The following is a 12,231-nucleotide window of genomic DNA, read 5'->3' as shown; positions in this document are numbered from 1 at the left end:
AGCGCCTCATTACAAGGAGTCATCAATGACCAAGACCGTTATCTCCAGCGACAAGGCCCCGGCCGCCATCGGTACTTATTCCCAGGCGATCAAGGCGGGTAACACCGTGTACATGTCGGGCCAGATTCCGCTGGACCCGAAAACCATGGAACTGGTCGAGGGCTTCGAAGCCCAGACCGTGCAGGTCTTCGAGAACCTGAAAGCCGTGGCCGAGGCCGCTGGCGGTTCGTTCAAGGACATCGTCAAGCTCAACATCTTCCTCACCGACCTGAGCCACTTCGCCAAGGTCAACGAGATCATGGGCAAGTATTTCGACCAGCCTTACCCGGCCCGCGCAGCCATTGGCGTGGCTGCCTTGCCAAAGGGCGCCCAAGTCGAGATGGACGCCATCCTGGTCATCGAGTAAAAAGCCCGGCGCAGCGTTTCCCCGCTGCGCCGTTTTCGTTTTGAAAGGATTCCTCCATGCGCAAAGCGCTTGCCTTCTCGCTGCTTGCCCTCCTTCTGAGCGGCTGCGCCAGCGACCCTGCCGACCGAGACATCAGCGGCACCTGGATCAACCAGGCCGCCATCGACACTGCCGCCAAGGGCGGCCCGCTTCGCGAAGCACTGCAGGCCTATGGCCCTAACCTGGAATGGGACGTCAACACCCGAGCCGGCCAGGCGCGCTACACCAACGGTTTTGAAAATGTCGAAGGCAAGCTGCTCGGCGAAGAAGATGGCGCCTGGAAAGTCGATTTCTACGGCAGCTCCGCCAGCGAACTCAAGCGCGACGGCGACCAACTGAGCCAGACCGCCACCGAGAACGAACCACAGCAGGTTTTCGACCGCGCCCAAGTGCAGGTACCGGAAGGCGCACCGATTGGCGCCAGCTTTGAGCGAGCGTTGTACGCAGCCTACCTGGGCGGCAATTGGAACATTGTCGAGGGACCAGGCCAGGGCGCCACGGTGCAATTCCAACCTGACGGCCAGGTCAGCGGCTTGCCGGGTGCCGATCGCTACGCCTTGTGCCTGGCTGGCGGCTGCGCCTCCATGAGCAACGGCAACGACAACATCTGGCTACAGCAGAACGGCCTGGGCAACACCTGGATCTTTGCCCGCGACGGCAAGACGCTGGAAATCTTCGAGACCATCAACGCGTCTCTCGCCGATGAAATTCCATCGTTCACACCAGGTGCTCGGCGTTGGGTACTTGAAAAGCGATAGAAGCCCCGACGCAACTCTCATGTGGGAGCGGGCTTGCTCGCGAAGGGGGCCTGACACTCAACATCTTCGTTGACTGTCAGGACCCCTTCGCGAGCAAGCCCGCTCCCACAGTTGTTCTGGGGGGGCAGGAAAGTCAGCAGCGCCCTTCCAGAATCGCCGCATACCCCTCGCGATAACTCGGATAACGGGGTACCCAGCCCAACGCTTTCGCCCGCGCATTGCTGCAACGCTTGCTACCCGTGCGGCGCACGCTGGCGTCATCAGCCCACTCGGTCACGCCCAGATATTCGCGCAGCCAACCCACCACTTCGGCCAACGGCGCGGGTGCATCGTCGACACCGATGTAGAAATCCTCCAGCTGTACGCCCTGCCGATCCTTTTCCAACAGAAACGCCAGCAATCCAGCAGCATCGTCCGCATGAATCCGGTTGCCATAGAGCGGCGGCTCCGTCGCCACGCGATAACCCCGACGCACTTGCGTCAGCAGCCATTCGCGGCCCGGGCCATAAATGCCCGTCAGGCGAAGGATACTTGCGCGAATACCGCTATTGAGTGCCACCTGCTCGGCTTCAAGCATCAAGCGTCCGGAATAGCCGGCAGCGACAGTCTCGGAGGTCTCATCGACCCATGCACCGTCCTGCTGGCCATACACACTGCTGCTGGATACAAAAATCAGTCGATCGGGCACCTGCCCGTAGTCACCCAACCAACTCAGCACGTTCTGCAGTCCCTGGACGTATGCCTTCCGATAGCCATTCTCATCGTGGTCGGTGGCGGCGGCGCAATAAACCACATAATCGATAGCGCCTACCGGCCAAGTCATGGGGCAGTCCTCATTGAACAGGTCGCCGGCAACGCCAGTCACACCGTCCGGCAACCGCGAGACATCACGGCGCAGGCCATAAACATGCCAGCCAGCCGCCAGCAGTTTCGTGGCCAGACGACCGCCGACATCACCACAACCGGCAATCAAAACAGAAGGCGCGGGCATCAGGATCTCCTTTTGGAAAAGCCGCAGACTAGCTGCCAGAGGGATGAGCGGCTAGCCATGCGACAAAAAAAGTAACTGTATTACTTTTGTTAACAAGAATTACTTGCAATAATGCTTGCCACTTTTGTTCTCGGCCTCACGAGGCCTGGAAGAACATCAACCTTCTTTTTCCTCTCAGGTCCGGCCAGCATGACACGCTCTCTCTCTTCCGCTTCGCCAACCAACCGACCTCGCGCCTGGAGCGCGGTGGCAGCCCTGCTGCTCAGCCTGATGCTGGCGCCAAGCGCCGCCTTCGCTGATGCCCAGGCACCCGCCACGACTCCGGCCACCGCGCCGGCCGCCGCCCAGGCACCCGCCGACCCGGCCGCACCCGTTGCGACGCCCGTGGCCACCGATCAGACTCAGGCCGTCGAAGCCGACGCGCCTCAAGTGCTCGAAGCAGACAACACCCTGGGCATGGCCCACGACCTGTCGCCCTGGGGCATGTACAAAAACGCCGACGTGGTCGTCAAAGCCGTGATGATCGGCCTGGCCATCGCCTCGATCATCACCTGGACCATCTGGATCGCCAAGGGCTTCGAACTGCTGGGCGCCAAGCGTCGCCTGCGGGGTGAAATCGCCGCACTGAAGAAGGCCGCCACCCTCAAGGAAGCCAGCGCCAGCGCCGCGAAGGAAGGCACCCTCGCCAATTTGCTGGTGCACGACGCGCTCGAAGAAATGCAGCTGTCGGCCAACAGCCGCGAGAAGGAAGGCATCAAGGAACGCGTCAGCTTCCGCCTCGAGCGCCTGGTGGCTGCCTGCGGTCGCAACATGAGCAGCGGCACCGGCGTGCTCGCCACCATCGGCTCCACCGCGCCATTCGTCGGCCTGTTCGGTACCGTGTGGGGGATCATGAACAGCTTCATCGGCATCGCCAAGACCCAGACCACCAACCTCGCCGTCGTCGCCCCCGGCATTGCCGAAGCCTTGCTGGCGACCGCATTAGGCCTGGTCGCGGCCATCCCGGCGGTGGTGATCTACAACGTCTTCGCTCGCTCCATCGCTGGCTACAAGGCCCAGGTTTCCGATGCTTCGGCCGAAGTCCTGCTGCTGGTCAGCCGCGACCTCGATCACCTGCCGCCCGAGCGTGGCTCGCAACCGCACATGGTGAAAGTGGGGTAATCGGCCATGGGCCTGCATTTGAAAGAAGGCGCAGACGACGATCTGGCCGAGAACCACGAAATCAACGTCACGCCGTTCATCGACGTGATGCTGGTGCTGTTGATCATCTTCATGGTGGCCGCCCCGCTCGCCACCGTGGACATCAAGGTTGATCTCCCCGCGTCCACGGCCAAGCCGTCGCCACGGCCGGAAAAACCGGTGTTCCTGAGCGTCAAGGCTGACCAGCGCCTGTTCCTGGGCGAAGAGGAAATCAAGGTCGAGAGCCTCGGCCCGACCCTGGACGCCAAGACCCAGGGCAAGAAAGACACGACGATCTTCTTCCAGGCCGACAAAGGCGTGGATTACGGCGACCTGATGAGCGTGATGGACGCCCTGCGCGGCGCCGGTTACCTGAAGGTCGGCCTGGTCGGACTCGAGACGGCGCCGAAAAAATGATCACGACGCGCCAAAAGCTGACGCGTTACAGCGGTAGCCTGGCCGTGGTGCTGGGCGTGCACGCGCTCGCCATCGCGCTGACGCTGAACTGGACGACACGTGCGCCCATCGAATTGCCGCCCCAGGCAATGATGGTCGAACTGGCCCCGGTTCCAGCGCCGCCACCGCCTGCCCCGCCAAAAGTCGTCACACCGCCGCAACCGCCCGAGCCGGTGGAAGAGCTGCCGCTGCCGAAACTGGCCGAAGCGCCGAAGGCGGAAATCGCCGTGCCCAAGCCGGTCAAGCCCAAGCCGAAGCCTCAACCGCCCAAGCCCAAGCCGGTGGAGAAAAAGCCGGAGCCGCCGAAGGAAACGCCGTCGGAGCAGAAGCCCGCCGACACTCAGCCCACCCAGGCGCCGACCGAGAAGTCCGCGCAGCCGGCCCCAGGCCCTTCGCCCGCGCAAATGGCAGCCAAGGCGAGCTGGCAAGGCACGCTGCTGGCGCACCTGGGCAAATACAAGAAGTACCCGGCCAGCGCCCAGGCACGCGGCAAGGAAGGCATGAACCGCTTGCGGTTCGTGGTGGATGCCGAAGGCAACGTGTTGTCCTTCGAACTGGTGGGCAAGTCAGGCAACGCCGATCTGGACCGGGCCACCCTGGAAATGATCCGCCGCGCCCAACCGCTGCCCAAGCCACCGGCCGACCTGCTGACCAACGGCACGGTCGAACTGACGGCGCCGTTCCTGTATTCCATCGACAAGCGTCGGCGCTGACCTCAAATTGCAAGCCCCTGTTAGGGGCTTCTTATTTGTGGCGAGGGGATTTAGCGAAACGTCGCACCGCCCCGCTGGGGCGCGTAGCGGCCCTAAAAAAGCTGACATGCCCCCCGGCTTTCCCGTCGCCAATCCTGTTTTTGGGGCCGCTTCGCAGCCCAACGGGGATAAATCCCCTCACCACATCAGACATTCGCCAGTGTCGCACCGCGCCTCCAGTCTGATAACGTGCGTCTATCGATTGCAGCCGGTATGCTTGGCTCGCAACTTCACGGACGTTTCGCCATGACCCTCACAGAATTACGCTACATCGTGACCCTCGCCCAAGAGCAGCATTTCGGCCACGCGGCCGAGCGTTGCCATGTCAGCCAGCCGACGCTGTCGGTGGGTGTGAAAAAGCTTGAAGACGAACTCGGTGTGCTGATTTTCGAGCGCAGCAAAAGCGCCGTGCGCCTGACCCCGGTGGGCGAAGGCATCGTCGCCCAGGCGCAAAAGGTCCTGGAACAGGCCCAGGGCATTCGCGAACTGGCCCAGGCCGGCAAGAACCAGCTGACCGCCCCGCTGAAAGTCGGCGCGATCTACACCGTCGGGCCGTATCTGTTCCCGCACCTGATTCCACAACTGCACCGGGTTGCCCCGCAGATGCCGTTGTATATCGAAGAAAACTTCACCCACGTGCTGCGTGACAAGCTGCGCAACGGCGAACTGGACGCGATCATCATCGCCCTGCCGTTCAACGAAGCCGACGTCCTGACCCTGCCCCTCTACGACGAGCCGTTCTACGTCTTGATGCCGGCCCAGCACCCCTGGACCCAGAAAAAAACCATCGACGCGGCCCTGCTCAACGACAAGAGCCTGTTGTTGCTCGGCGAAGGCCACTGCTTCCGCGACCAGGTACTCGAAGCCTGTCCGACGCTGACCAAGGGCAGCGAAGGCGCCAAGCACACCACGGTGGAATCCAGCTCCCTGGAAACCATTCGCCACATGGTCGCATCCGGCCTGGGCATTTCGATCCTGCCGTTGTCGGCGGTGGACAGCCATCATTACTCCCCCGGCGTGATCGAAGTCCGCCCGCTGACGGCCCCCGTGCCGTTCCGCACCGTTGCCATCGCCTGGCGCGCCAGCTTCCCGCGACCCAAGGCCATCGAGATCCTCGCCGACTCGATCCGCTTGTGCTCCGTGGCCAAGCCGCCTGCCGCCAAGTAAGCCGTAGCCATGACTGAGCTGTCGAAAGTGCCGGTGACGACACTCAAGGGTGTCGGTGAAGCCATGGCCGAGAAACTGGCCAAGGTCGGCCTGGAAAACCTCCAGGACGTGCTGTTTCACCTGCCGTTGCGCTATCAGGATCGCACCCGCGTGGTGCCCATCGGTCATTTGCGGCCCGGGCAGGATGCGGTGGTGGAAGGCACCGTCAGCGGCGCCGACGTGGTCATGGGCCGGCGTCGCAGCCTGGTGGTGCGCCTGCAGGACGGCACCGGCGGGTTGAGCCTGCGTTTCTATCACTTCAGCAATGCACAAAAGGAAGGCCTCAAGCGTGGCACCCGCGTGCGCTGCTACGGCGAGGCGCGGCCCGGTGCCTCGGGGCTGGAGATCTATCATCCGGAATACCGCGCCATCACCGGCGACGAGCCGCCGCCCGTCGCGGAAACCCTGACGCCGGTCTACCCGCTCACCGAAGGCCTGACCCAACAGCGCCTGCGCCAACTCTGCCAGCAAACCCTGACAATGCTCGGCCCCACCAGCCTGCCGGACTGGCTGCCCAAGGAATTGGCCCGGGATTATCAGCTTGCGCCGCTGGCCGACGCGATTCGCTACCTGCATCACCCGCCTGCCGACGCGGATGTGGAAGAGCTCGCCCTCGGACACCACTGGGCCCAGCATCGCCTCGCCTTCGAAGAGCTGCTGACTCATCAACTGTCCCAGCAACGCCTGCGCGAAAGCCTGCGCTCGCTGCGCGCCCCCGCCATGCCCAAGGCGACTAAGCTGCCGGCTCGCTACCTGGCCAATCTCGGTTTTACCCCCACCGGCGCGCAGCAGCGGGTCGGCAACGAAATCGCCTACGACCTGAGCCAGCCCGAGCCAATGCTGCGGCTGATCCAGGGCGACGTGGGCGCGGGCAAGACCGTGGTCGCTGCCCTCGCCGCCCTGCAAGCGCTGGAAGCCGGGTATCAGGTGGCGTTGATGGCGCCCACCGAGATCCTCGCCGAGCAACACTTCATCACCTTCCAGCGCTGGCTCGAACCCCTGGGCATCGAAGTCGCCTGGCTGGCCGGCAAGCTCAAGGGCAAGAACCGCGCCGCCGCCCTCGCGCAGATCGCCGAGGGCGCGCCGATGGTGGTCGGCACCCACGCCTTGTTCCAGGACGAAGTGCAGTTCAAGAACCTGGCCCTGGTGATCATCGACGAACAGCACCGCTTCGGCGTCCAACAGCGCCTGGCCCTGCGGCAGAAAGGCGTCGGCGGGCGGATGTGCCCGCACCAACTGATCATGACCGCGACACCGATCCCGCGGACCCTGGCGATGAGTGCCTACGCCGACCTCGACACCTCGATCCTCGACGAACTGCCGCCCGGTCGAACGCCGGTCAACACGGTGCTGGTCACCGATACCCGACGAGTGGAAGTGATCGAGCGCGTGCGCAGCGCCTGCACCGAAGGACGGCAAGCCTATTGGGTCTGCACGCTGATCGAAGAATCGGAAGAACTGACCTGCCAGGCGGCCGAAACCACCTATGAAGACCTCACCGCCGCCCTCGGCGAATTGAAGGTCGGGTTGATCCACGGTCGCATGAAGCCCGCCGAAAAAGCCGCGGTGATGGCCGAGTTCAAGGCCGGCGCCCTGCAACTGCTGGTCGCCACCACCGTGATCGAGGTCGGCGTCGACGTACCCAACGCCAGCCTGATGATCATCGAGAACCCCGAGCGCCTGGGTCTGGCGCAGCTGCACCAGTTGCGTGGCCGCGTCGGTCGGGGCAGCGCCGCCAGCCATTGCGTGCTGCTGTATCACCCGCCGCTGTCACAGATCGGCCGTCAGCGCCTGGGCATCATGCGCGAAACCAACGACGGTTTCGTCATCGCCGAAAAAGACCTCGAATTGCGCGGCCCGGGTGAAATGCTCGGCACGCGCCAGACGGGTCTGCTTCAATTCAAGGTGGCCGACCTGATGCGCGACGCCGACCTGCTCCCGGCAGTACGCGATGCTGCCCAGGCGCTGCTGGAGCGCTGGCCCGACCATGTCAGCCCGCTGCTGGACCGCTGGCTGCGACATGGGCAGCAATACGGCCAAGTGTGAGCACGCGCTCAGTTTTCTGGACGCGCCTGTTGGACAAGCTGGTTATACTGACCCACTTGTAGGAAAACGGATACAGACCATGACTGAAGCTGCCCTCGTTCCCGAAACCCCGCACGCTCCGTCTGTGATTCGGCAGTTGCTCGAGAAATTGGGCATCGCCTTTGACGAAGTCATCGAACGACCGGGCCTCAACCCCGCTCGCAAAGTGCAGGCCGTGCTGTTGCACGACGCCGTCGGCGCGCTCATGGTGCTGTTTCCGCAAAGCCAATTGCTGGACCTCAACCGCCTCGCCGAACTCACGGGCCGCAAGCTCACGGCGGTGCCGACCGAGCGCCTGGAACGCATGCTCGGCAAACACAGCCTGAGCCTGCTGCCGGGGCTGCCCGCGCTGACCAGTTCGCCGTGCCTGTACGAAGAAGGCCTGCTGCGCGAGCCGAAGTTGCTGATCAATTCCGGTGAGCCGGGGTTGCTTCTGGAAGTCACCAGCGAAGCCTTCAAGACCATGCTCACCAAGGCCAGCGCCGCGACATTCGGCGAACCTGTGAGCAACATCACCCCGAACCTGGACCGCCCGGACGACGACCGCAAGGAAATCACCCAAGCGGTACAGGCATTCACCGCCCGGCGCATCCAGCAACGGCTGGAAGAAACCATCGAGATCCCGCCGCTGGCTGAAACCGCGCAGAAAATCATCAAGCTGCGGGTCGACCCCGACGCCACCATCGACGACATCACCGGCGTCGTCGAAACCGACCCGGCCCTGGCCGCGCAAGTGGTGAGCTGGGCTGCATCACCGTACTACGCGTCGCCGGGCAAGATTCGCTCGGTGGAAGACGCCATCGTCCGCGTGCTGGGCTTCGACCTGGTGATCAACCTGGCGCTGGGCCTGGCCCTGGGCAAGACCTTGAGCCTGCCCAAGGATCACCCGCAACACACCACGCCGTACTGGCAGCAATCGATCTACACCGCCGCCGTCATCGAAGGCCTGACCCGCGCCATGCCCCGCGCCCAGCGCCCGGAAGGCGGCCTGACCTACCTGTCGGGCCTGCTGCACAACTTCGGTTATCTGCTGCTGGCCCATGTGTTCCCGCCGCATTTTTCATTGATCTGTCGGCACCTGGAGGTCAACCCGCACCTGTGCCACAGCTACGTGGAGCAACATCTGCTGGGCATCAGCCGCGAGCAGATCGGCGCCTGGCTGATGCGCTACTGGGACATGCCCGACGAACTGGCCACCGCCCTGCGCTTCCAGCACGACCCCCACTACGACGGCGAATACGCCGCCTACCCGAACCTGGTGTGCCTGGCCGTGCGCCTGCTGCGCTCGCGCAGCATCGGCTCCGGTCCGGACGAAGAGATCCCGGATGCACTGCTCGATCGCGTAGGGCTGACTCGGGAAAAGGCCGATGATGTGGTGAGCAAGGTGCTTGAGGCTGAAGTGCTGCTGCGGGAGCTGGCTTCGCAGTTCAGCCACTAATGAATGCGGCAGATGGGCTGTTGTGGCGAGGGGATTTATCCCCGCTGGGCTGCGAAGCAGCCCTAAAACCTAGCCCCCCGGTTAAGCAGGCTCACCGCACTTAGCTTTTTGGGGCCTGCTGCGCAGTCCAGCGGGGATAAATCCCCTCGCCACAGAAGCCTCTCTCAGAACAGTGACTCACTGGGCTCAAGCCTTCTTCGCCTTCCTCGGCTTCAAATACTTCATCAACCCCTGAAACCAGATCACCAGCGCCGGGTTGCCCTTGATCTGGATCGATTTGTCCTGGATCCCCGTCATGAATGCCAACTGCTTGTTCTTCGCCTGCATCGTGGCGAAGCCATAGCCTGCATCCTTGAACGCGATGGCGAAGGCCGGCGTCGGATAAACACCCGACTGGCTGGTGATGCGCTGGTTCTTCACGGTGAAGTGCCGGGCAACCTTGCCGTCGAGGGTTTGCAGCTGGAACACCAGCTCCTTGTCGCCCAGCTGCTGCTGGAACGCCGGATTGGTGCGGCTGGCCTTGCCCATCAACCACCCCAGCAGCCACAACAGGAAACGAAATTTCATCGGCACAGCCTCGTGAGAAAAATGAACGGCTGGCGCAGTTTAGCGATTCTTCAGAAGAACGCCATCATCGAATCCAGTTTGCGGAAGATCGGCCATCTTTTGCGCATGATGACCGCCAAGTCACGTTTAGAAGCGTCATTCGTTGGCCTTCAGACTCGTCGGACATTTCCTTCAATACGCCGGGCTGTCCATGAACTAGGCAGCGGTCCCCAGGGCCGCTAACCTCTGTTCGTCATCGCAAAAAAACGGTGACACGGACGTGCAAGTCCGGACTGGTACGCAATTGGTTATGGCTATTGATCGAGCATTTTTTTATGCTCGCGTCCGTTATGGCAATTGTGCGTGGGAGACCTTCGGGTCTGCCGGCGGTACCGGACCGGTCTTGCACACCTACGTACAGTTGCCACCTCTTCGAATGCAAGCGAAAGGATGTCGACCCCAACTCTGGTACATAGATATGGTCAAGCATTCACCGAATCCACCGAAAAACGAACACAAATCCCGCGCCGAAAAACTCGAAGAAAAACGCCTCGAAGACGCCACCAACCGCGCCCTCGACTACTACCTCAAGCCCCACCCCGCCTCACCGCCGGAACCCGACAAAGACCAACTCTTCATCGTCTCTCCCCACATCGACACCGAAACCCTGCTCGCCAACGCCTCCGAAGACCTGCTCTCCATCAGCACCATCGCCGCCGACCTGGCCGACGACATCGACGAATCACGCCGCTGCATCGCCCTGGCGATCAGCCGCATGGCCGATGGGGTGCAGTTGTTGGTCGAGCGGGCGTTGGATCATCTGGAGACGAAGGGGGCGGCGTCCGCAGCCAAGGGATAGGACGGACATAGAGGCAAGCTGAACCGACGCATTCGCGAGCAAGCTCGCTCCCACAAGGGATCGGGGTTGTCGCAGATATTTCGGTCACCACAAAACAACTGTGGGAGCGAGCCTGCTCGCGAAAGCGGTCGATCAGTCGCTATCGATGCAAGCTGAACGGCCGCCTTCGCGAGCAAGCCCGCTCCCACAGAGGAAACACGGTCTCACCCAAAGCCAGGTCGGCTTTAAGGCCGCCTCGGCTTGGCTTTTGATTTTGGGGCCCCGTTAACCACGATGGCCGAACGCAGGTATTGCGCAGTGGGCAACCCGGCATGGATGCCGGGTTAGCCGCGCTGGGTCATGGATGACCCTTCGCGGCGGCCCACGGAGCAATGCCTGCGTTCGGGCACACCGAGCCTAGGCGAGGTGCCGAGTGGTGGGGCAAGACCTTTTGGTTACTTTTGGGGCGTTTGCCAAAAGTGACACGCCGTAAGGGCGTAACCGCCAGCCGCCATCACCGCAGCAACGGATATGCACCCGATCAAACATTCGGGCAAGGAACCGGCGCCCAGTCACCCAGGTCCGGGTTCTTGCACATGCTGTTCACCTGCGTAGTACCGGCACTCGCAACCTGCTTGCTCTGATCCTGCTTGGCCTTGGCATCCTGCAAAGTCTTCTCGGTAGCGACCGCTTCTTTCGGCACCACTGGAAGTTCTTTCTTCTTCGCCGGCGTCACTTTCTTCTTGGTCTTGGTGCTGGTCTGCGCCGCCACAACCTGCGTGGTGTCAGCAGTGGCCACGGTCACCACGTCAGTGCGCTGCACGCCCACTTGTTGCAGGTCTTTCTCGTAAGCCTGGGTGTAGTTGTTCAGGTCTTCGGACGCCTTGCCGTTCACCGCGACGATCAGGTCGTTGGACTCTTTCAGGCCGGCAACGATTTCCGCCAGGCGCTTGCGGCCCTCGGTGTCGTTGACCGTCTTGGCCTTGCGGTCGGCAACCAGTTTGCTGAACGCGTTCTGGTAGCACTGTTGCGAAGCCTTGGCGTACGCGGTGCTGCGGTCGATGTCCGAAGCGCTCTTGCTGACGTCGGCAGCGTAGGAAGCGATGCGCATGTTGTCATCGGCGATCTGCTTCTGGCGCTCGGTGTAGTAACCAGCTGCACCACCGGCCAGGGCGCCGCCCGCGGCACCGATGGCGGCGTTGCGACCACGGTCTTCCTTGTCGGCGGTCAGGGCGCCCAGCAGCGCACCACCGACGGCACCGACGGCTGCGCCAGTGACGACCGACTTGGTCATGTTGCCTTCGGTGGAGCGCAGGTGCTGCACCGGCTCGTAGCAATTCGGGTAGTACTCGACCTTGGTGCTCGAAGCGACCTTGGAGGTCGGCGACGAAGCGCAGCCGGTCAGTACGGTGCTGAAGCCAACAGCGACCAGCAGCAAATGACGCTTGGAAACCGAAGCAAAAGGTTTACGGGAGAAAAGCATAGTTGTGTTCTCGTTTAAGTTTTGACCAGCTCAGCGCAGCCCTATCGCCGCCTG

General features: G+C 62.7%; 12 protein-coding genes. 9 read left to right on the top strand and 3 right to left on the bottom strand.

Annotated features, from left to right (window positions below):
* Window positions 1–25: 25 nt before the first annotated feature.
* Window positions 26–406 carry a RidA family protein gene (locus Q7C33_RS04475; RefSeq protein WP_030142177.1) on the top strand — a complete coding sequence of 127 codons (381 nt, stop codon included), beginning with the start codon at window positions 26–28 and terminating at the stop codon, window positions 404–406.
* A gap of 56 nt (window positions 407–462) precedes the next feature.
* Window positions 463–1,203 (top strand): hypothetical protein, encoded by a 741-nt coding sequence (locus Q7C33_RS04470; protein WP_407682908.1) that lies wholly within the window; start codon window positions 463–465, stop codon window positions 1,201–1,203.
* Window positions 1,204–1,336: 133 nt separating this feature from the next.
* On the opposite strand, the gene Q7C33_RS04465 is transcribed toward Q7C33_RS04470, so the two are convergent.
* Complete coding sequence (locus Q7C33_RS04465) at window positions 1,337–2,194, bottom strand: SDR family oxidoreductase (RefSeq protein ID WP_030142179.1); 858 nt, start codon at window positions 2,192–2,194, stop codon at window positions 1,337–1,339.
* A 189-nt stretch (window positions 2,195–2,383) separates the two neighbouring features.
* Here Q7C33_RS04465 and exbB point away from each other — a divergent pair, with 189 nt between their 5' ends.
* The 6 genes from exbB to Q7C33_RS04435 all read left to right on the top strand — a co-directional run bounded on the left by exbB (window position 2,384) and on the right by Q7C33_RS04435 (window position 9,310).
* Complete coding sequence (gene exbB, locus Q7C33_RS04460) at window positions 2,384–3,355, top strand: tonB-system energizer ExbB (protein ID WP_030142180.1); 972 nt, start codon at window positions 2,384–2,386, stop codon at window positions 3,353–3,355.
* Window positions 3,356–3,361: 6 nt separating this feature from the next.
* The gene (gene exbD, locus Q7C33_RS04455) at window positions 3,362–3,790 is read left to right on the top strand and encodes a TonB system transport protein ExbD (protein WP_030142181.1); all 429 of its coding nucleotides are present in this window, start codon (window positions 3,362–3,364) and stop codon (window positions 3,788–3,790) included.
* On the top strand, window positions 3,787–4,542 hold the full coding sequence (locus tag Q7C33_RS04450; protein WP_030142182.1) for an energy transducer TonB family protein: 756 nt from the start codon (window positions 3,787–3,789) through the stop codon (window positions 4,540–4,542). Before exbD ends, Q7C33_RS04450 begins: the two co-directional genes overlap by 4 nt.
* Before the next feature lie 285 nt (window positions 4,543–4,827).
* Complete coding sequence (locus tag Q7C33_RS04445; RefSeq protein WP_030142183.1) at window positions 4,828–5,748, top strand: hydrogen peroxide-inducible genes activator; 921 nt, start codon at window positions 4,828–4,830, stop codon at window positions 5,746–5,748.
* 9 nt (window positions 5,749–5,757) lie between these two features.
* On the top strand, window positions 5,758–7,833 hold the full coding sequence (recG, locus tag Q7C33_RS04440) for an ATP-dependent DNA helicase RecG (RefSeq protein WP_334598523.1): 2,076 nt from the start codon (window positions 5,758–5,760) through the stop codon (window positions 7,831–7,833).
* A 79-nt stretch (window positions 7,834–7,912) separates the two neighbouring features.
* Window positions 7,913–9,310 carry an aminoacyl-tRNA deacylase and HDOD domain-containing protein gene (locus tag Q7C33_RS04435; protein WP_407682907.1) on the top strand — a complete coding sequence of 466 codons (1,398 nt, stop codon included), beginning with the start codon at window positions 7,913–7,915 and terminating at the stop codon, window positions 9,308–9,310.
* A gap of 186 nt (window positions 9,311–9,496) precedes the next feature.
* On the opposite strand, the gene Q7C33_RS04430 is transcribed toward Q7C33_RS04435, so the two are convergent.
* Window positions 9,497–9,877 (bottom strand): helicase, encoded by a 381-nt coding sequence (locus Q7C33_RS04430; RefSeq protein ID WP_217860632.1) that lies wholly within the window; start codon window positions 9,875–9,877, stop codon window positions 9,497–9,499.
* A gap of 457 nt (window positions 9,878–10,334) precedes the next feature.
* Here Q7C33_RS04430 and Q7C33_RS04425 point away from each other — a divergent pair, with 457 nt between their 5' ends.
* Window positions 10,335–10,715 carry a DUF6124 family protein gene (locus Q7C33_RS04425; RefSeq protein ID WP_407682906.1) on the top strand — a complete coding sequence of 127 codons (381 nt, stop codon included), beginning with the start codon at window positions 10,335–10,337 and terminating at the stop codon, window positions 10,713–10,715.
* Between the two features lie 520 nt (window positions 10,716–11,235).
* Here Q7C33_RS04425 and tagQ read toward each other — a convergent pair.
* Entirely contained in the window at window positions 11,236–12,177 is a 942-nt protein-coding gene (gene tagQ / locus Q7C33_RS04420; protein WP_030138253.1) for a type VI secretion system-associated lipoprotein TagQ, read from the bottom strand.
* Window positions 12,178–12,231 lie beyond the last annotated feature (54 nt).

It is taken from the genome of Pseudomonas sp. BP11-1-1, from assembly GCF_052112105.1.
Classification (GTDB): domain Bacteria; phylum Pseudomonadota; class Gammaproteobacteria; order Pseudomonadales; family Pseudomonadaceae; genus Aquipseudomonas; species Aquipseudomonas alvandae.
The sequence above is the reverse complement of the archived record's forward strand: the minus strand, read 5'-3'. Positions and strand labels throughout refer to the sequence as shown.